Origin of the sequence: Vibrio nigripulchritudo ATCC 27043 (assembly GCF_000222685.1) — a bacterium.
Lineage (GTDB): Bacteria > Pseudomonadota > Gammaproteobacteria > Enterobacterales > Vibrionaceae > Vibrio > Vibrio nigripulchritudo.
On sequence record NZ_AFWJ01000274.1, the window covers coordinates 14150 to 33870 of the forward strand.

The 19721-nt window shown below is 47.6% G+C and carries 17 protein-coding genes; 13 read left to right on the forward strand and 4 right to left on the reverse strand.

Annotated features, from left to right (window positions below):
• Positions 1-199 precede the first annotated feature (199 nt).
• From RH89_RS20010 to RH89_RS20070, 13 genes are all read left to right on the forward strand, one after another.
• A complete protein-coding gene (locus RH89_RS20010; protein ID WP_004405843.1) occupies positions 200-1171 on the forward strand; it encodes a tripartite tricarboxylate transporter substrate binding protein in 972 nt (323 codons plus the stop codon).
• Positions 1172-1401: 230 nt separating this feature from the next.
• Entirely contained in the window at positions 1402-1881 is a 480-nt protein-coding gene (locus RH89_RS20015) for a tripartite tricarboxylate transporter TctB family protein (protein ID WP_004405851.1), read from the forward strand.
• A gap of 9 nt (positions 1882-1890) precedes the next feature.
• Positions 1891-3426 carry a tripartite tricarboxylate transporter permease gene (locus RH89_RS20020; protein ID WP_004405853.1) on the forward strand — a complete coding sequence of 512 codons (1536 nt, stop codon included), beginning with the start codon at positions 1891-1893 and terminating at the stop codon, positions 3424-3426.
• A 179-nt stretch (positions 3427-3605) separates the two neighbouring features.
• Positions 3606-4394: a cyclase family protein gene (locus RH89_RS20025; RefSeq protein WP_004405855.1), complete on the forward strand. Its 789-nt coding sequence runs from the start codon at positions 3606-3608 to the stop codon at positions 4392-4394.
• Between the two features lie 27 nt (positions 4395-4421).
• The gene (locus RH89_RS20030) at positions 4422-6047 is read left to right on the forward strand and encodes a phytoene desaturase family protein (protein ID WP_004405857.1); all 1626 of its coding nucleotides are present in this window, start codon (positions 4422-4424) and stop codon (positions 6045-6047) included.
• A gap of 268 nt (positions 6048-6315) precedes the next feature.
• Positions 6316-8496, forward strand: coding sequence for a thiamine pyrophosphate-dependent enzyme (locus tag RH89_RS20035; protein WP_004405859.1), 2181 nt, complete (start codon positions 6316-6318; stop codon positions 8494-8496).
• A 9-nt stretch (positions 8497-8505) separates the two neighbouring features.
• Positions 8506-9963 (forward strand): indolepyruvate oxidoreductase subunit beta family protein, encoded by a 1458-nt coding sequence (locus RH89_RS20040; protein ID WP_004405860.1) that lies wholly within the window; start codon positions 8506-8508, stop codon positions 9961-9963.
• Positions 9964-9972: 9 nt separating this feature from the next.
• Positions 9973-10431 carry an acyl-CoA thioesterase gene (locus RH89_RS20045; protein WP_004405861.1) on the forward strand — a complete coding sequence of 153 codons (459 nt, stop codon included), beginning with the start codon at positions 9973-9975 and terminating at the stop codon, positions 10429-10431.
• The gene (locus tag RH89_RS20050; protein ID WP_004405865.1) at positions 10428-12740 is read left to right on the forward strand and encodes a bifunctional salicylyl-CoA 5-hydroxylase/oxidoreductase; all 2313 of its coding nucleotides are present in this window, start codon (positions 10428-10430) and stop codon (positions 12738-12740) included. The genes RH89_RS20045 and RH89_RS20050 overlap by 4 nt, the downstream gene beginning before the upstream one ends.
• A gap of 17 nt (positions 12741-12757) precedes the next feature.
• Positions 12758-13891, forward strand: a complete 1134-nt coding sequence (locus tag RH89_RS20055; protein WP_004405866.1) for a cupin domain-containing protein — start codon at positions 12758-12760, stop codon at positions 13889-13891.
• Between the two features lie 13 nt (positions 13892-13904).
• Positions 13905-14819, forward strand: a complete 915-nt coding sequence (locus RH89_RS20060; RefSeq protein ID WP_004405867.1) for a fumarylacetoacetate hydrolase family protein — start codon at positions 13905-13907, stop codon at positions 14817-14819.
• Positions 14820-14827: 8 nt separating this feature from the next.
• The gene (locus tag RH89_RS20065) at positions 14828-15865 is read left to right on the forward strand and encodes a carbon-nitrogen hydrolase family protein (RefSeq protein WP_004405869.1); all 1038 of its coding nucleotides are present in this window, start codon (positions 14828-14830) and stop codon (positions 15863-15865) included.
• Positions 15862-16617: a maleate cis-trans isomerase family protein gene (locus RH89_RS20070; RefSeq protein WP_004405874.1), complete on the forward strand. Its 756-nt coding sequence runs from the start codon at positions 15862-15864 to the stop codon at positions 16615-16617. The genes RH89_RS20065 and RH89_RS20070 overlap by 4 nt, the downstream gene beginning before the upstream one ends.
• 141 nt (positions 16618-16758) lie before the next feature.
• Here RH89_RS20070 and RH89_RS20075 read toward each other — a convergent pair whose 3' ends face one another.
• From RH89_RS20075 to RH89_RS20090, 4 genes are all read right to left on the reverse strand, one after another.
• Positions 16759-17574, reverse strand: coding sequence for an ABC transporter ATP-binding protein (locus tag RH89_RS20075; protein ID WP_004405876.1), 816 nt, complete (start codon positions 17572-17574; stop codon positions 16759-16761).
• Complete coding sequence (locus tag RH89_RS20080; protein WP_004405878.1) at positions 17555-18439, reverse strand: ABC transporter ATP-binding protein; 885 nt, start codon at positions 18437-18439, stop codon at positions 17555-17557. The genes RH89_RS20075 and RH89_RS20080 overlap by 20 nt, the downstream gene beginning before the upstream one ends.
• Entirely contained in the window at positions 18436-19287 is an 852-nt protein-coding gene (locus RH89_RS20085) for an ABC transporter permease (RefSeq protein WP_004405879.1), read from the reverse strand. Before RH89_RS20085 ends, RH89_RS20080 begins: the two co-directional genes overlap by 4 nt.
• Positions 19280-19721, reverse strand: a 442-nt coding sequence (locus tag RH89_RS20090) for an ABC transporter permease (RefSeq protein WP_004405880.1), incomplete at its 5' end; no start/stop codon positions are given. The genes RH89_RS20085 and RH89_RS20090, both read right to left, overlap by 8 nt.

Genomic DNA, 19721 nt, shown 5'->3' on the forward strand with positions numbered 1-19721 from the left:
ATTGTCGACAATTTAGACTAATGTCTAACCTTCGTGAACAATATGAACTTAATTCATTTTTTGTTTTTTATTCTTTTTAAGTCTTCTATCTGGGCAATATCGGTCACGCACATTAAGTTAACAATCAGCCCTAAATGGCAACATAAACATAACAATTAATCTCATCAAAGAATGAGTTTAACCACATAAGGAACGTGACATGATAAAGGTACTGAAACCCACATTTGCCGCTGCAGCGATAGCCGCAAGCTTTTCTTTCGGCGCATTTGCAGCAGATATGGAGAAGATCCACTTCTTGATCCCTGGCGGTGCTGGTGGCGGTTGGGATATGACCGCGCGTGGTACGGGTGATGCATTGGTAAAATCTGACATTGTCGACAAAGTTTCATTCCAAAACCTGTCCGGTGGTGGCGGCGGTAAAGCCATTGCGCACCTTATCGAAACGGCGGAGCGTCAAGAAGACACGCTGATGGTGAACTCTACACCTATCGTTATTCGCTCGCTAACAGGTATTTTCCCTCAATCTTTCCGTGACCTTACCCCTGTTGCAGCCACCATTGCCGACTACGGTGCGATCGTGGCACCTGCTGATTCCAAGTACAACGACTGGAAAGAAGTAGTTGCGGATTTCAAAGACAACCCTCGTAAAGTAAAAATTGCTGGCGGCTCTGCACGTGGCAGCATGGACCACCTTGTCGTAGCAGCAGCATTTAAAGGCGAAGGATTTGATGCCAAAGCGGTTCGTTACATAGCCTACGATGCTGGTGGTAAAGCAATGGCTGCCCTACTTTCTGGCGAAACTCAGCTTCTGTCTACCGGTTTAGGTGAAGTACTGGAAATGTCGAAAAACGGTCAGGTAAAAATCTTAGCGGTAACTGCGCCTAAGCGTCTTCCTGCGGCACCTGAAGTTCCGACACTGACGGAATACGGTAACGAAACGGTATTTGCAAACTGGCGTGGCTTCTTTGCGGCACCGGGCACAACACAAGCCAAGATTGATGAATACAACGAGGCGCTGTCTAAAATGTACACCACTAAAGAGTGGGCGACCGTTCGTAACCGTAATGGCTGGATTGACAACTACAAGCCAGACCAAGACTTTTACAAGTTCCTGGAAGATCAGGAAAAACAAATGGGTTCACTGATGCGTGAACTTGGTTTCCTGAAGTAAAGCATTTACCAATCCGTTGAGAGGTGCAGAGAAAACCTAATAGGCTGTAGTTTATTCTGCTCTTTAAAATGGATTGGTAGCCCCTTTGCCGCGTACGCTGTAAAACGCCAAACTCCTTTGTTTATTTAGTTATCCCTCAAGTGGTGCTGCTTTATCGGTTTCATCACAACTAAATTGATTAACTAGGCGTATGCGGCTCTTTTCCTTACATCAAAACAAAGGATTGAGCTATGTCTGCTAAGCCCACCAACTTATTTTGTCGTGACCGCGTGGGTGCGATGATCTTTCTGGTCGTATGTTTATGTTACGGCTATCAAACCACGCAAATCCCTATGTTCCCCGGTGATGAGTACGAACCCTTTACCGCTCGCACCCTCCCTACTCTTCTGACGGCTGTCGGTGTCATTCTGTCCCTGATGCTTCTTGTGACTGCGCAGCCAGACGAAGAAAGTGGTGCAACCCTTGGCTTCAACTGGAAATTGCTGATCGGCTTTTTAGTGTTGATGGCAATGTATGGCGTAGGTCTGACTTACGTGGGTTTCGTGCTCGCCACTGGTTTCTTCCTGATGATCGGTTTCTACCTGTTGGGTGAAAGAAGAAAATCCATTCTGTTTGGTGCTTCATTCCCGTTCGTCATCGCGTTCTATTTGTTGCTGACACAAGGCTTAGATATCTATCTGGAGCCCGGTGTTCTATTTTCTATCTGGTAGGAGAATGACATGTTAGATGGAATTTTAGCGGGTCTCTCTACCGCAGTAATGCCAATGAACATCATGATGGTGATCGTTGGCTGTTTTGTGGGTACCTTTATCGGCATGTTGCCCGGTCTTGGCCCTATTTCAGCTATCGCGCTGATGATCCCAATCAGTTACGGTCTTGACCCTGCTTCCGGCTTGATTCTGATGGCAGGTGTCTACTACGGCGCCGTATTTGGTGGTTCAACTTCATCAATCTTAATCAACGCTCCGGGTTGTTCCTCTACCGTGGTTACGGCATTCGACGGCTACCCAATGGCGCAGAAAGGCATGGCAGGTAAAGCTCTGGCACTCGCCGCTTACTCGTCTTTTACCGGAGGTACACTGTCTGCCATCATGCTTTTGGTTGCTGCTCCTGCCCTGGCAAGCGTTTCTTTAAGCTTTCAGTCGTCTGACTACTTTGCCTTGATGCTTCTTGGTTTGTCTGCCGTTGCTGCCTTTGCTGGTAAAGGACAAGTGTTGAAAGCCTGGATGATGACCATTCTTGGCTTGATGTTGTCTACCGTGGGCATCGACAAAGGTGTCGGTGTAGAAAGGTTTACCTTTGGGTTAACAGACCTGATGGATGGCTTTAGCTTCTTGTTGCTTGCTATGGCAACCTTCGCTCTGGGTGAAACCTTAATGGGCATCCTAAAACCGCAAAAGGATACTCGTGCTGAAGAAAGCAATCAGCTCGATAACTTAGGCAGCATGAAAGTCACTAAAGAAGAAGTAAAAGAAGTCGCTCCTGTATCTCTGCGATCTTCATTTCTTGGCTTCTTTACCGGCGTACTTCCGGGTGCTGGTGCCACAATCGCCGCTTTCTTAAGCTACGGTATGGAGCGTAACTTGGCACCAAAAGAAAAACGTGAGGAGTTTGGTAAAGGCAGTATCCGTGGTCTGGTTGCGCCTGAATCGGCAAACAACGCAGCATCTAGCGGCTCGTTCGTTCCTCTGCTTACCTTGGGTATTCCGGGCTCAGGTACTACTGCAATCATGCTGGGTGCTTTAATTGCTTACGGTATTCAGCCGGGTCCTCGCCTGTTTGTGGATCACCCAGATGTATTCTGGTCGGTCATCATCTCCATGTACTTTGGTAACATCGTATTGGTGATCTTAAACCTGCCACTAATCCCGTACATCTCTAAATTGTTGATGGTGCCTCGTACCGTACTTCTTCCAATGATTCTGTTCTTCTCAATCACTGGTGTGTACTTGGTATCCTTCAATACTGTGGACGTGTTTATCATGCTGCTGGTCGCAATGGCGGCAATTGCACTGAGGTTAGCGAACTTCCCGCTCGCTCCGTTATTGCTCGGGTTTATCTTGGGGGGATTGATGGAAGAGAACTTACGACGTGCCCTGATGATCAGTGACGGTGAGTTGAGCTTCTTATGGGAGCGCCCAATCACAGCGGTATTCGCTTGTCTGGCGGTTGCTGTATTGCTTGGTCCTATTGCGGCGAAGTTCATCAATTACTTAAAACAACGCAATGTAGCAAACCCTACTCATCAAGATTAATCATCGAAATGAGTGCAAAACAAAGGCTTCTGGAAAACCAGAAGCCTTTTTTGCATTTCGGATGAATAAAAAACCTCTCCGTTTCTGCATCGAATGGATACGGTTTTCTGTATTTGGATAGCCATGATTTTCTTTTGAAACCACGATAAGCGAGTAATCGTAAACAAAAGGAGATTGCCATGACTCAGTCGATGATGGCTACGTTTGCAGAGACACTAAAAAACGGTGAGATAAAACTGATCGATCTGACTCAGACTCTAAATGAAGAGTTTCCAGCACTGCAATTACCACAGGAGTTTGGTCAGGTATGGGGGTTTAAACGAGAAGTCATTTCCCAATATGACGAGAACGGACCTGGTTGGTATTGGAATAATTTTAGTTGTGGTGAACACACCGGAACGCATTTCGACGCCCCTGTTCACTGGATAAGTGGAAAGGACCACCCCAATAACTCTGTAGACAGTATTCCTGTTGAACACTTCTTAGCCCCTGCCGTGGTTATTGACGCTAGCAGCGAAGTCTCTGGTAATCCAGACTGGCTACTCAATGTCGATTTTCTGGAATCATGGGAAAGTCATTACGGAAAGATCCCTGAAGGAGCATGGATTCTGTTCAGAACAGATTGGTCTAAGCGCGTTTCAGACCCTGACGCGTTTTTGAACATGCATGACGATGGGACACATACTCCAGGTCCCACACAGGAAGCTGTTGAATGGATGATTCAAGAAAGAAACGTGATGGGCTTTGGCGTTGAAACCATCAATACCGATGCTGGGCAGTCTTTCACATGGCCAACTCCTTTGCCCTGCCATACTTTAATGCATGGTGCCAATAAGTACGGGCTACAATGTTTAAAGAATCTGGATTTACTCCCTCCGACTGGGGCAATGATAATTGCCGCTCCGCTAAAAATAGAAGGTGGCTCCGGTAGCCCATTACGTGTTATCGCTTTAGTTGAGCAGGCGTAACAGTAGAAAAACAAGGAAGTTTATCTAATGAAAGAGAGTAGTATCAATGCAGATATCATCTTCATAGGAAGCGGAATTAATTCACTGGTTTGTGCAGCCCTGCTGGCTAAAAAGGGAAAATCTGTTTTGGTACTGGAGCGTAACGGCGACTTTGGTGGCTGCATCAAAACAGAACAACTTTTTGACGGATACCACATCGATATTATGTCCACTTGGTATCCACTCTTTGTTTCAAGCCCCGGCTACGCAGAGCTCAAAGATTCGCTTGAGGAAAAAGGCTTGGAGTTTGTTCAAAACGACTATTCGACCGGTGTGGTCTTCCCCGATGGCTCTGGTATCGCGTTAAAAAATGATATCGATGACACTGCAAATCGGCTTGATGCCATTTGTGCCGGAGATGGTCGCTCCTTCGCTGAAATGGCGAACCAATTGTTTGGTAAAGATGCCGCGCTTACGTTTGGGTTACTCAGCCATTCCCCATACAGCCCTAAACTTCTCAAGATACTGTTTCTTGAATGGTGGAAACGCGGATTGGAAGGTCTGATTGAATTTGTTGGTCACGCCCTTGAAAGCTGCCGACGTTGGGCAACAAGATCTTTCCAGCACAGACATACCCGAGCTTTAATCGCACCTTGGGTTCTCCATACTGGACTGGGTCCCGACGACGCCAGCTCCGCCTTAATTGGTAAACTCACTTTCGCTGCGGTTGTTGCTGGTGGAATGCCAGTCGTTAAAGGTGGAAGTAAAAAGGTGGTGGACGCTCTCACCGCAATTATCGAAGAGCATGGAGGAACGCTGATCAACCACTCCAATGTGAATGAGATTGTGTTTGCTAACGAGGGCAAAAGCAGAAAAGCCGAGGGCGTTGTTGCAAGTCAAACTTTCTACAAAGCTAATGAGCACATTGTATGTAACGTGGCGCCCAATCAGCTTTACGGTCAGCTTACGAACAACCCAATACAGCCCCCGACGAGTATTAGTAACAAAGCCAAGGGATACCAGTTTGGTCGTGGTGGTATGCAGATTCACTTTGCACTCAGTGCCCCAGCACCATGGAAAGACCCAGAACTGTTACAAGTGCCCTTGGTGCACCTTACCGAAAGCATGGAACAGGTATGCCTTTCAGTCACCGAGGCGAATAATGGCATGTTACCTTCCAAGCCTACATTGGGTATTGGTCAGCCTACGGCTGTGGATCCAAGTCGCGCCCCTAAAGGAGGGTGGATTCTGTGGGTCCAGATGCAAGAACTTCCCACAGTCATTAAAGGAGATGCTCTGGGCGAAATTGAACCACCTGAGGATGGTCAATGGACGGACTCCATTCGCGAAGCAGTTGCGCAAAGGGTTCAGGAACGGTTGGAAATGGTTATGCCGGGGCTGTCCGATATCATTGTAGGTCGAAAATCCTATAGCCCGGCTGATCTAGAAAAGATGAATTGCAACCTTGTCGGGGGAGACCCTTATTCAGGCATCTGCAGTCCGGACCAATTTTTCTGGCTACGACCCTTTGCTCCTGTCAAGAAAGCTAAGGCGCACCAAACTCCCTTTCCCAATGTTCATCATATTGGCGCAAGCACTCATCCCGGTCCGGGCCTTGGTGCTACGTCGGGCTATATTGTTGCCAAAAAACTGACCAAAAAACGTTGGTTTTAATCAGCTGTATTCTCGTAGGGGCATTTGCCCCTCCCTCCCAATAAAAATCACATCCCTGATTCACTACTCAATGACAACCAACCCTATTTTTTTTGACGAGGAATACTTCGTTCTCCAACACTTAAAATATGCAATTTTATCCACTCTCTGCATGCTCTATCCGCAAGTCGCCAGTAACCGCTTTTCACGCCCCTTTTCTTCATTGAAGCCAGATACCACCTGATTTCTACTGTTATTAACGAAAGCAACAAGGACAGTAGAGGACAACATGGCAGAACGATCTTTTGCTAATGAGATGGGAAAACTCCGCTTAGGAGAAGGAGAAACTTTCACTGGTGAAGGGATTCTCGCGGTAACCAAAGCATTGTTGGAATCCGGAGTAAGCTACGTGGGTGGCTATCAAGGCTCTCCGATATCGCATCTGTTAGATGTACTGGCCGACGCCCAAGAAGTCCTTTCAGACTATGGAGTTCGATTTGAGAACAGCGCCAGTGAAGCAACGGCTGCCGCAACGTTATCCGCATCCGTTAACTACCCATTGAGAGGGGCAATCACTTTTAAATCAACGGTGGGCACTAACGTAGCCAGCGACGCGCTAGCAAACTTAGCGTCTGGTGGTGTCACAGGTGGTGCTTTGATCATTGTTGGTGAGGACTACGGAGAAGGCTCATCGATCATGCAGGAGAGAAGCCATGCGTTTGCGATGAAATCGCAAATCTGGCTCCTTGACCCACGACCAAACCTTCCGTCAATTGTGAATGCTGTAAAGAAAGGCTTCGAACTCTCAGAAGCAAGCAATACACCAGTCATGCTGCAAATTGGCATTCGATCGTGTCACCTTCATGGTCAATTCGAAGCGTCAGACAATGTTAAGGCAGACTTTACCGCTCAGGACGCCATTGAGAATCCGTACCGAGATATCGACCGAATCGTTTTGCCGCCTGCCAGCTTTCTTCATGAAAAAGAAAAAATCGCACACCGCTGGCCTGCTGCCGTTTCATTCATTCAGGAACATCAGCTCAACGAGTTCTTTTCTGCTGATGACAAAAATGTCGGCATCGTATTGCAAGGGGGTTGTTACAACAATGTGATTCGCGCGCTTGAAAAGCTAGACGTATGCGACATTTTTGGAAACACCCAAATCCCTCTCTATGTCCTCAATGTAACTTACCCATTGGTCGATCAGGAATTGGAAAAGTTCTGCCACGGTAAAGACGCCATCTTGGTGGTAGAACAGGGTCAGCCTAATTTCATTGAACAAAACATTGCCAGTATCTTTCACCAGAAAAAGATAACCACCAAGCTGCACGGAAAAGACCACCTGCCACTTGCCGGAGAGTATGATGCCGTCACGCTCACCAAAGGCATATCCAGCTTTTTAAAACAATATGATGTATCTCACGAGTTACATCAGCCTGCCGCCCATATTCCAGTCGTAGAGGTTTGTGACCCTACATCTGAAAACCCTGTCGAACCAGAGATAAAACCACTCGACAAATTAGTAAATGCAAGACCACCCGGATTTTGTACTGGTTGCCCCGAGCGCCCTATTTTTACTGCCCTAAAAATGCTGGAGAAAGAGACAGGCAAGCACCATGTCAGTGCGGATATTGGCTGCCATTTATTTTCTATTCTTCCCCCTTTTAATATCGGCAACACCACCATGGGGTACGGACTGGGTGGCGCTGGAGTCTCTGCCTTTCATTCTGAATCAGAAAATAAACGCGCCATCGCTGTGATGGGTGACGGAGGATTCTGGCACAACGGACTCACCAGCGGAATTGCCAATGCGGTGTTCAACAAAAGTGATCACGTAACGGTAGTAATAGATAACCGCTATACCGCCGCGACTGGCGGACAAGACATCCTTTCCTCTGTTGCCCAAAACGACGTCCGTAGTACAGGCCACGACATAGAAAAAGCGGCAAAAGGAGTGGGCGTAAAGTGGATTAAAACGGTTGAGCACACCTACAACCTCAAACAAATGATGGGCGCCTTGCGTGAAGCACTCACCACCCGAGAAACAGGACCCAAAGTCGTCGTAGCCCAAAGCGAATGCATGCTAAATAAGCAACGGCGGGTAAAACGTCAGGTTCGAAAAGATCTTGCTGAAGGTAAGCGTAATGCCCGAGAGAGATTTGGAGTCGACCCTGATACCTGCACTGGCGATCACTCTTGTATCCGACTTTCTGGCTGCCCTTCCTTGTCGGTTAAGCCAAACCCTGACCCGCTTCGGGAAGACCCCGTCGCCAGTGTATTAAATAGCTGTGTGGGCTGTGGCTTATGCGGGGAAGTATCTCACGCCGCCGTCCTTTGCCCTTCTTTCTACAAAGCCAAGATCATCTCTCACCCAACTAAGTGGGAGTCGACCCTGTCTCGCGTTCAGAACAGCATCATTGGCTGGCTCCAACGCCGATACCAGCGTCACACATACCAAGAAAGCGTGTAAGGAAACACTATGAATCCTAATAAACCAATAAAAATAGCCATATTAGCAATGGGCGGTGAAGGTGGCGGTGTGCTGGCTGATTGGATTGTTCATCTGGCCGAATCCAATGGTTTTGTCGCACAAACTACGTCTGTTCCGGGTGTCGCCCAGCGAACGGGAGCCACTATTTACTACGTGGAAATGTTCTCTAAACGTGTAGCAGAAAAGTATCAGGCAGCACCTGTTCTTGCTCTGATGCCAATCCCTGAAGATGTAGACATTGTTCTCACTTCAGAACTTATGGAAGCAGGCCGCGCAATTCAGCGTAGCCTTGTGACACCTGACCAGACATTACTCATCACCTCAGCTCATCGCGTTTACTCCTATCAAGAACGTGCATCAATGGGTGATGGACGCGTGGACACGAAGTCTCTCATTGCCCATGCAAAACGTTCTTCAAAACGCTTAATTCACTTTGACATGGAAAAAGTGGCTGCTGAAAACAAAAGTGTTATTAGCTCGGTGTTATTTGGCGCACTCTGCGAATCTGGTGCCCTACCGTTCTCAAAAGAGCAGTTTGAACAAACCATCAGAAACGGTGGTGTAGGAGTAAAAGAAAGCCTCAATGCGTTCCATGCTGCTGGCTTAATGAGTGCAACCAATAATGCAACCCCGCAGATACCAACGCATTTAAGAAATGTACACCCGCTTGCCCGGACGTTTCCGAAGCAATGTCAGGAAACGATATCCAATGGCATCGTCAGGTTGATTGACTATCAGGACAAAGACTACGCCTCAGACTACGTTAATACACTCAAAGAGATTGATTTAGAACATCACCCTAAGCTGCTTAATTCGGTAGCAAGACACTTGGCACTTTGGCTGAGCTACGAAGACGTTATGCGAGTTGCCGATCTGAAAGTAAGAGCGTCTCGATTTCAGCGAGTGAGACAAGAAGTGGGTGCCAACACTGAACAAATCCTGCATATCGAAGAATTCATGCATCCGGGGCTTGATGAAATCTGCGACTCACTACCAGCACGACTAGGAAACTGGGTCAAACACTCCCCCATACTATCCAGTTTGATCCACCGCTGGACACATAAAGGAAAACGAGTCCGAACCAGCTCTCTACCGGGCTTTCTCATGTTGTATTTACTTGCGAACTGGAAGGCTCATAGGCGAATTACTCTTCGCCATCAAAACGAAAAGCGTGCGATTCAAACCTGGCTAAAACGCATTAAAGACATTGCCAGAAATAACCCAGAGCTTTCACTTGAAATCGCCCGTTGCCAGCGCCTCGTCAAGGGCTATGGGGGCACTCATAAACGTGGAATGAATAACTTCACACGACTGATGTCTCTGTCTGACCGCTATATCAACGAGTTATCACCAAGCCTTATGAAAGAACTTCGTGATGCCGCATTGGCAGACGAACACGGGGAAGCGCTGAAAAAGCTTCAGGCACGTTATTCACTCACCCTATAAGGAGGCACCATGAATCACGCATTCATCAGACCGTACAAGATACGCTTTTCCGATTGTGACCCAGCCGGGATCGTGTTTTATCCCGAGTACTTCGTCATGTTTAACGATCTCCTAGAAGCATGGGTGGACAGTATTTTAGAAGGAGGCTTTGCGGGTTACATCGGTCAGGCCAAGCTTGGCATGCCTATTGTTCATCTGGAAGCCAATTTTGTCTCTGTCAGCAAAATGGGTGATGAGGTCCAACTAGAGTTGCGTGTCCAGCGACTCGGTACCAAATCAATCAGCTTAGAGTATTGCTGTGTTGGACAACACGGCGACCTCAGAATGCGAGTAAATCAAACACTTGTCACTACCTCATTGGTGACTCATCAATCCATAGAAATCCCGCATAAGTTACGAGCATCCATACAGGAATTTGCATCGGAATCTAATCAAGAAAACATCAATTCTCAAGGGAGCACAGCATGAATATTGTGTGTATAGGGGGTGGACCTGCCGGTCTTTACTTTGGTCTGTTAATGAAGCTGGAAAATCCAGACAACCGAATTGTGGTTATAGAGCGAAACCGCCCTTATGACACGTTTGGCTGGGGTGTGGTTTTCTCTGACGCGACTCTGGAAAACCTACAGCAAGCGGATCCCGTTTCAGCCAGTACGATTGAAGCTGAATTCAGTAAGTGGGAAGACATAGACATCCACTTTAAAGATGAATCCATACGAAGCACCGGTCATGGTTTCATAGGAATTGGGCGCAAGAGATTACTCAACATTCTTCAAGCCCGATGCGAAGAACTTGGAGTCGAGCTTGTTTTCGAGACCAACGTCGAAAACGAAGCAGATATTGCAAGAGAGTACAACGCCGATTTAGTGATCGCTTCGGACGGTATAAACAGTGCCATTCGCACCAAATACCAGTCGGAATTCCAGCCCGATATTGATGTAAGAAAGTGTCGCTTTGTCTGGTTAGGTACGGAAAAAATCTTTGATGCATTTACTTTTCTTTTCGTCCCTACCGAATTTGGATGGTTTCAGGTACACGCCTATCAGTTTGAAGAAGGTCGCTCTACATTCATTGTCGAGACCACGGATGAAACCTGGCAAAAAGCGGGCATAAACGAAATGAGCCAGGAAGAAGGTATTGCCTTTTGCGAGAAAATATTCGCCCCTTGGCTCGATGGTCACAAACTCATATCCAATGCCACCCATCTACGAGGCAGCGCAATCTGGATTCAGTTCCCAAGGGTCATTTGCGATAACTGGGTGCACTGGATATCAGCGGATAACCGAGAAGTCCCCATCGTTTTGATGGGCGACGCCGCGCACACTGCGCACTTTTCCATTGGCTCTGGTACCAAACTGGCGTTAGAAGATGCGATTGAGCTAACACAGTGCTTAAAGCAGTCAGAGGCTGACCTGAAAGCGGGGTTGGAATCCTACAAACAAGTCAGGAATGTCGAAGTACTCAAAATCCAGAATGCCGCCAGAAATTCAACCGAATGGTTTGAAAACGTAAAACGCTACGCACACCTTTCACCCAAGCAGTTCGCCTATTCACTTCTGACAAGATCGCAGAGGATCTCCCATGAGAACCTGAGATTACGCGACCCTAAATGGATTAATGACTACGAAAAATGGTTAAGCCAAAAACTGGGGAATACTCAAGACAGCAGTAGTGATATCCCTCTGTTCAATCCGTATCAGGTGCGAGGAGTCACGTTATCAAACCGCGTTGTGGTATCGCCTACTCTACTTTATAGCGCCCATCAGGGGATGCCCAATAACATGCACTTAACCCATCTGGGAGCGAGAGCTCTTGGAGGTGCTGGCTTAGTCATGACCGAAATGGTTGCCGTGTCGAATAACGCTCGCGTTACCCCAGGTTGCGCAGGTATTTGGAATGACGAGCAGAAAAATGAATGGAAAAAAGTCACCGATTTCGTTCACCAACAATCTTCTGCAAGTGTGGGAATCCAGCTTGGTCATGCAGGGAGACGGGGTTCAACGCAATTGGGTTGGGAAGATTACGATTACCCGCTTGAAGACGACAACTGGATGACCCTGTCGGCGTCTGCCATTCCTTATCATGAGAAGCTAAGCCCCGTACCGCGTGAGATGTCTGCAGAAGACATCGTTGTGGTCATCCAAGACTTTGTGGACGCAGCCAAAAGAGCCAACGAGGCAGGGTTTGACTGGTTAGAACTTCAAGCGTCACAAGGCTATCTGCTGTCCAGTTTTATCTCACCAATTACCAATAAACGCACCGACCGATACGGCGGTTCGCTTACCAATAGAATGCGTTTCCCAATTGAAGTGTTTACAGCCGTGAGGCAAATCTGGCCTGCCGACAAACCGATCTCAGTTCGCATTTCCGCTACCGACTGGCTTGAAGGTGGCACCACTGTTGATGATGCGGTCGAGATCTCTCGCATATTCAAACAGGCTGGTGCTGACATTATCGTGGTTTCATCGGGAGAAATCTCGCCTGACCAGAAGCCCGTCTATGGACGTATGTACCAAACCCCTATGTCAGACAGAATAAGAAATGAAGCGGACATTGCCACCATGGCTGTGGGCAACATTTCAGAAGCCGATCAAATCAACAGCATTATCGCATCGGGTCGAGCAGACCTCTGCGCGCTCGCCCGCCCGTTCATGCTTAACCCTCACTGGCTCATTGAAGAATGTAAACGTATGAACTGGCCAATACCTCTGGTTTCACCCTACCTCGCTGCGTTACCGCAGGATAGGCGTGCTGCCCCTTCAATCAAAAAACAGTGAAATTAAGGAGGACGATCATGTCCACTGAAAACTACGATGACTACATTGAAGATGTCGTTGGCAGAGCTAACGTCGCAGATACACCTGAACTGGTTTCCTATTACAAAGATCTGCAAGCACTTGATACCGGAGCATTATGGACTGTTGCCAACAAAATTGAACCATGGGAGCCAAAATCTGAATCGGTTCCAGTTCTCTGGCGCTATCAGGATTTGAGAGACAAAGTGCTTAAATCAGCCGAACTGGTCACGCCTGAGCAAGCGGGTCGCAGGGTTGTTTACCTTAATAACCCCGGTCGACAGGACGTCGCGGCCGCTGTGGGATGGTTGTATTCAGGGCTTCAGGTTATGTTTCCTGGGGAAGCAGCGAGCGCGCACGCTCACTCTTCTTCTGCCCTGAGATTCATCATGGAAGGATCGGGCGCGTACACCATTGTTGATGGTCAGAAAATGATGCTAGGGGCAAACGACTTCGTGTTAACCCCCAATGGGACATGGCACGAGCACGGTGTTGAAGATTCTGGCACTCCTTGTATATGGCAAGACGGTCTGGATATTCCTTTGGTCAACGCATTTGAAGCTGGGTTTTATCAAGTGCATCCCGACCTCAATCAGGCAATCACCCAACCTGTTGATCACTCGGTGGGCTTATGGAGCGGGCAAGCTCTTAGACCTCAAAATGTTCATTGGGACAAGCCTTACTCCCCCTTATTCAAATACCAGTGGGCAACAACTTACGAGGCTCTGACTAAAATGGCCAGCGTCTCAGATGGCTCCCCATATGATGACATTCTCATGCATTACACCAACCCCGTCACCGGTGGTCACGTCATGAAAACTATGGGTGCAAGCATGCAATTGCTCCGACCTGGATTCAAAGGAAAAGCCCATAGGCATACGGGGAGTTACATCTACCACGTCGCTAAAGGTTCGGGGTATTCCGTCATCAACGGACAGCGGTTTGACTGGAAGGAACGAGATATATTCTGCGTACCGTCGTGGGCGTTTCATGAACACGTAAACCTGTCTGATTCCGACGACGCCTGCCTTTTCTGCTTTAACGATCTGCCAACCATTGAAGCACTCGGTTTGTACCGAGAGGAAAGTTTAGAAGAAAACAACGGCCACCAGCCTGTGTCCAACCCAAATTAATAAGGAAATCATTATGAGACTTGTCACTTTTAGACCTGATATTCAGTCAGAGTCCCGTTTAGGTGCCATCGTAGATAATATGGTCATTGACCTGTCGCACCTAGGGCACCATGACGGTAGTGCGCTGCCAAGCGACATGCTGGCTTTCATTGACATGGGACCTAATGCCATCCAAATCGCCCGTTCACTCACTGAAAAATACCATAACAAATGGCCTTCAGGGACAAGCCTGCCACTGGAAAACGTCACGCTACTCGCGCCGATTCCTCGCCCGAGAAAAAACATTTTCGGCATTGGTCTTAACTACGTTGAACATGTTGCCGAATCCAGCCGCACATTAGATACCGATAAAGATCTACCCACTGAGCCTGTCATTTTTTCGAAACCCCCTACAACGGTCATTGGACCCGGTGATGCCATTGAGCATAACGCCAACATTACCCAGCAACTTGATTGGGAAGTAGAACTCGCCGTTGTAATGGGAACCCGAGCTAAAAAGGTGGCGAAAGAAGCGGCATTGAATCATGTATTCGGGTATAGCCTGATGATTGACATGAGCGCTCGTGACTGCCGACGCGCTGGGCAATGGATCTATTCAAAAGGACAGGACACCTTTGCGCCATTTGGTCCTTGTATTGTGACCGCGGATGAAATTCCCGACCCTCAAAACCTCAACTTAAGCTTAAAAGTCAATAAAGAGACCAAGCAGAATTCCAATACTCGCCACATGTTGTTCAAAGTTGATGAACTCATTGAAGACATTAGCCAAGGCATAACGTTGGAACCTGGTGACATTATCGCGACAGGAACCCCGGAAGGCGTGGGTGCAGGAAGAGAACCTCAGGAATGGGTTTGGCCAGGAGATATCATCGAAGCTGAGCTGGAACACATTGGTTCCTTAAGACACCCTGTTGTATCAGCAAATTAGGGGGATACATGGCAACGTTGAACTTGAATGTGTTCAAGGCAGCGGTGGTTCAAGCCGCCCCTGTCTTTCTAAATACTGATGCAACCGTGGATAAGGCATGTTTACTCATTGAAGAAGCCGCCGCTGAGGGAGCGCAACTTGTCGCGTTCCCAGAAGTCTTCATTCCAGGGTATCCCTACTGGAACTGGATAATGACCCCACCAGATGGCAGCCCCTGGTTTGAAAAGCTATGCAAATGTGCCATCGAAGTTCCGGGACCAGAAATACAAAAGATCGCCAACACTGCGGCACAGCATGGCATCAATGTGGTGATAGGCGTCAATGAGCGCAGCCCAGTTGGAGTCGGCACTTTGTACAACACGGTCGTGATCATTGATCACAATGGGCAAATCATTGGAAAGCATCGGAAGCTTGTGCCTACTTGGGCAGAAAAGCTGACTTGGGCACCTGGAGACGGATCTCAACTCAAAGTACATGACACCTCGGTTGGCCCGCTTGGCGCACTTGCCTGTGGGGAGAATACCAACACGTTAGCTCGGTTTGCCCTTTTAGCCCAAGGGGAGCTGATTCACGTGGCGAACTATATCGCCCTGCCAGTTGCGCCCTCTGACTACAACATGGCAGAAGCCATTCAGTTGCGTTCTGCGGCTCATTCCTTTGAGGGCAAGGTTTTCACGGCTGTGTCCTGTTCAACCATTTCACAGGAAATCATTGATGCCTTTAAAGAAACACACCCAGAATCGGAGGAATTACTCTCTAGAAAAAGCAGTGCTTTCAGTGGCTTTATAGGACCGGATGGAAGAGTTATTGGTGAGGCACTGATCGATGAAGAAGGGATTGTCTACGCTGAGATAGACTTGAACAAATGCATCCAACCCAGGCAAATGCATGATATTACGGGTCATTACAACCGCTTTGACGTATTCCAATTAAGCGTCAACCAACGACCAATACAACCAATCAGTACACATTCATCTGGTGAAGAATGTCCTGCCCTTGATCAAAACCCTGTCCAACCAACCAGCCTGCAGGAGAGAGAGCAATGAATAAGCTGCAACAAATTCGAATTGGGCAAATTGTTCCATCTTCGAATATCACCATGGAAACCGAAGTGCCTGCAATTTTTAGAACAAGGGAGCATTTCCACCCGCAGAGGTTCACGTTCCATTCTTCACGCATGCGCATGAAAAAAGTCACCAAAGCTGAACTGGAAAAGATGGATAACGACAGCCTTCGATGTGCTCTTGAGCTCTCTGATGCCAAGGTCGATGTTATGGGATACGCCTGCTTAGTCGCCATTATGAGCATGGGGCTTGGGTATCACAGAAAATCTGAAAACCGGCTAAACGAAGTTGCCCGAAACAATGGTTCTGATTGCCCCATTGTGACCAGCGCAGGCGCACTTGTTGATGGATTAAAGGCTATAGGCGCAAAAAGAATTAGCCTGCTCGCTCCATACATGAAACCTTTAACAACTCTTGTTATTGATTACATAGAAAGTGAAGGAATTGAAGTCGTAGACAGCATTTCACTGGAAATCTCCGATAACCTAGAAGTTGGCTCACAAGATCCCCGAGCACCCATCGATATTACCAAGCGGTTGAGAACGGATGTTGATGCACTGGTCGCATCTGCTTGTGTACAAATGCCTTCTTTGCCTTCGATTCAGCCGATTGAAGACAGGGTTGGTATTCCCGTTCTTTCTTCTTCCGTCGCTACAGCCTACAAAATGATGAAAGCACTCAATATCGATACCCATGTTCCTGGCTATGGCGCACTGCTTTCTGGAAAGTACTGATATTTGAAGGCTTTCGACACCGCCTTCTCTTTCTGCCTGACTTTTGCACATCAGGCAGTTTTTTTGTTTTTTGATTGCTGATTAGATTCCAACAAACGAAAAAGAAGCCTCGATGAGACTTCTTCTATTTTCACCAATTTGTTATGCGCGCTTTTCTAGCCATTTCGGCTCAATTTCCGGCAAGGGAATGGCGTCTAAAAGTTCTTTAGTATATTCAGCTTTAGGATGAGAGAACAGCTCTGCGCTCTGCTCCAGCTCAACAATTTCACCGTACTTCAACACCATGGTTCTGTCGCAGAGCCTTCTCACCACGGATAAGTCGTGACTGACAAATGCCATGGTAAAATTGAGTTCTGCCCTTAGTGTTTCAAGAAGCGCGAGCACCTGTGCCTGGGAAGAAACATCTAACCCAGATAAAATTTCATCGGCTAAAACGAACTTCGGTTCGAGTGCGATCGCCCGAGCAATTCCCACTCTTTGACGCTGCCCACCTGACAACTCATGCGGATATCGCCTTTTAAAGTCTATGGGTAGCCCCACCTTCTCCAATGCGGATGCAACGCGCAGATCCACCTGATCAAACCCGTGAAGTTTTAGCGGACCACCAATAATGGTTTCTATCCTGTGCCTCGGGTTGAGTGAAGACATAGGGTCTTGAAATATCATTTGAATTTGCGACCGCAAAGTACGTAATAAGCTCTCTGGCATATGGGTGATATCTTGATCATGATACCGAACACTGCCTTTCTTAATATTCAATAAACCAAGTAAGGCACGCCCTAGCGTGGATTTACCTGAGCCGGAGCCACCAACAATGCCTAAGATCTCCCCTTCATAGATGTCAAAGTTGATTCCTTTAATGATGTCTATATCCGGGGCGTCTCCAAACAGTGGCTTGTTCATCAAATCAGGATAGCTCACCCACAAATCCCGAACTTCATACAACTTTCGCATCATGATTCCTTTCCTTACTTCCATTAATCACTTCCAATTTGGTCATTTGAATGACGCTGCTCGGAACGGGTTTCAAGCTTTGTTCCGGATGGGTGTACCTCGGTGTTGCTTCAAGAAGAGCGGAGGAATAAGGGTGCTGAGGTGCCTGAAAAAATGCTTCCACCTTTGCGGTTTCTAACACTTTTCCTCCATATAGAACGGAAAGCGACTGACAAATTTTGGCAACGACACCCAAGTCATGGGTTACAAATAAAATGGTGGTTGAGTGTTGATGCTGAAGTTCTCTTATCAGACGTAAAATCTGTTTTTGAACCGTCACATCCAGCGCTGTTGTGGGCTCATCAGCCACAATCAGTTTAGGATTAGCAGCAAAAGCCGCTGCAATGAGCACTCTTTGCCTCATCCCCCCAGACAGTTCATGCGGGTAGCTTTTGATTACCCTATGAGGGTTAGGAATACCAACTTCTTCAAGCAGCATCATCGCCCGCATATTGGCGTTTCGCTTCGACCACCCCAAAATATCAATCAGTTTGCTGGTAATTTGTGGACCAATTCTTCGGGATGGATTGAGAGCCGTAAGAGGATCTTGAGGAATCAGTGCCGTATTTTTCCCTATCCAGCGCCGACGTGCTTTTAAGTCGAGGTTTTGAAGTGACACACCATCTAACCGAATGTCTCCCTGACTTAACGACACGGCGCGTGGCAAAGTGCCTAACAAGGCTTTGCCTATCATGCTTTTCCCTGCACCACTTTCGCCAACTAATCCATGGACGGTTCCTTGTTCGACCTCGAAAGACACGTTTCTTAGCAGTGGAGTCTGGTCGGGAAGCGAGGCACATACACTGTTTAATTTTAAATAGCCGTTCATTTTAGCACCGGATCAAACCTTTCTTTTAAACCTTCTCCCAACTGGCTGAAACTCAACACAGTCAGAAATAACACCACAAGAGGAAATACCAATACCCACCATGTTTGATGAATAGCAGCCCTACCCTCAGAAATCATGCTGCCCCATGTCGGAAAATCGGAAGACAGCGATAAATTAACGAAGCTCAATATTGCTTCGACAATAACCGCAATCCCCATTTCTAATGTAAGCAGTACGCTTATTGCTGGCAGAACGTTGGGAAACACTTCTAGCAGTAACGTATTGAATTTTGGTCTGGCAACAACCTGTGCCGACACTACGTAATCCATAGAACATTGGTTAAGCGTCTCGGCTCTCACCACTCGGGTAAAACGCGTCCAGTCGATGACTACAATTGCAATGATCACTGACGATAAACCTGTTCCAATTACCGCAATCAGCAAAATGGCAAACAGGACGGGAGGAAATGCCATCCAGATATCGGTTATTCGTGAAATCAGTGAATCTGCCCATCCTCGGTAATACCCCGCGATCAAACCTAGCAATGAACCAATCACGCAGGTCAACAGACCAGCCACAAGTGCAATAGTCAGTGAGACTCTTGCTCCGTAGAGTATTCGCGACAACACATCACGCCCCAATGAATCCGAACCTAACCAGTACCCTTCCTCACCCCCTGGAAGCCACGAGGGCGGCAGCTGAGAAGTAAATAAATCCTGTTCCAGCGGATCGAAAGGGCTCAGGAATGGAGCAAATAGTGCCGCGAGAATAAGCACAATTAACCACGAGGCTGAAAGCCAAAGCCTTAAGCTCGTTTTCTGTTGAATCTGATTTCTTCCATCAAGCATGTCGTAACCTCGGATTGAGAATGGCGTACATCAAATCAACCACGAGATTGACCAATGTAAACAGCAGAGCAAACAAAATGACAATGCCTTGAATCAGCGGTAAATCGCGGTTCACGACGGCATCAATCGCCAGGTTTCCCAGCCCCTCATAGGAAAAGAGCCGCTCGACAATCACCGTCCCTCCAATCAAAAACGTAAACTGAACACCGATCAGCGCCAGTGTCGGAAGCAAGGCGTTAGGTAACGCCTCCCGAATAATGACGTAGCACTCGCTGTAGCCCCGTGTTCTGGCTAGCGTGATGTAATCCAGATGCATGGTTTCTTTCAGTGATTGCTTAAGAAGCTGCGCAATAATGGCAGCCAAAGGAATGGCCAGAGCGAGCGATGGCATGAACATATGAGCCAAAATATCCAGCCATTCCTGCCAGCGGAAT

What these genes read in the sequence shown, in the direction of transcription:
- RH89_RS20010 (WP_004405843.1), top strand. Translation starts at nt 200, where the DNA reads ATGATAAAGGTACTGAAACCCACATTTGCCGCTGCAGCGATAGCCGCA.
- RH89_RS20015 (WP_004405851.1), top strand. Translation starts at nt 1,402, where the DNA reads ATGTCTGCTAAGCCCACCAACTTATTTTGTCGTGACCGCGTGGGTGCG.
- RH89_RS20020 (WP_004405853.1), top strand. Translation starts at nt 1,891, where the DNA reads ATGTTAGATGGAATTTTAGCGGGTCTCTCTACCGCAGTAATGCCAATG.
- RH89_RS20025 (WP_004405855.1), top strand. Translation starts at nt 3,606, where the DNA reads ATGACTCAGTCGATGATGGCTACGTTTGCAGAGACACTAAAAAACGGT.
- RH89_RS20030 (WP_004405857.1), top strand. Translation starts at nt 4,422, where the DNA reads ATGAAAGAGAGTAGTATCAATGCAGATATCATCTTCATAGGAAGCGGA.
- RH89_RS20035 (WP_004405859.1), top strand. Translation starts at nt 6,316, where the DNA reads ATGGCAGAACGATCTTTTGCTAATGAGATGGGAAAACTCCGCTTAGGA.
- RH89_RS20040 (WP_004405860.1), top strand. Translation starts at nt 8,506, where the DNA reads ATGAATCCTAATAAACCAATAAAAATAGCCATATTAGCAATGGGCGGT.
- RH89_RS20045 (WP_004405861.1), top strand. Translation starts at nt 9,973, where the DNA reads ATGAATCACGCATTCATCAGACCGTACAAGATACGCTTTTCCGATTGT.
- RH89_RS20050 (WP_004405865.1), top strand. Translation starts at nt 10,428, where the DNA reads ATGAATATTGTGTGTATAGGGGGTGGACCTGCCGGTCTTTACTTTGGT.
- RH89_RS20055 (WP_004405866.1), top strand. Translation starts at nt 12,758, where the DNA reads ATGTCCACTGAAAACTACGATGACTACATTGAAGATGTCGTTGGCAGA.
- RH89_RS20060 (WP_004405867.1), top strand. Translation starts at nt 13,905, where the DNA reads ATGAGACTTGTCACTTTTAGACCTGATATTCAGTCAGAGTCCCGTTTA.
- RH89_RS20065 (WP_004405869.1), top strand. Translation starts at nt 14,828, where the DNA reads ATGGCAACGTTGAACTTGAATGTGTTCAAGGCAGCGGTGGTTCAAGCC.
- RH89_RS20070 (WP_004405874.1), top strand. Translation starts at nt 15,862, where the DNA reads ATGAATAAGCTGCAACAAATTCGAATTGGGCAAATTGTTCCATCTTCG.
- RH89_RS20075 (WP_004405876.1), bottom strand. Translation starts at nt 17,574, where the DNA reads ATGATGCGAAAGTTGTATGAAGTTCGGGATTTGTGGGTGAGCTATCCT.
- RH89_RS20080 (WP_004405878.1), bottom strand. Translation starts at nt 18,439, where the DNA reads ATGAACGGCTATTTAAAATTAAACAGTGTATGTGCCTCGCTTCCCGAC.
- RH89_RS20085 (WP_004405879.1), bottom strand. Translation starts at nt 19,287, where the DNA reads ATGCTTGATGGAAGAAATCAGATTCAACAGAAAACGAGCTTAAGGCTT.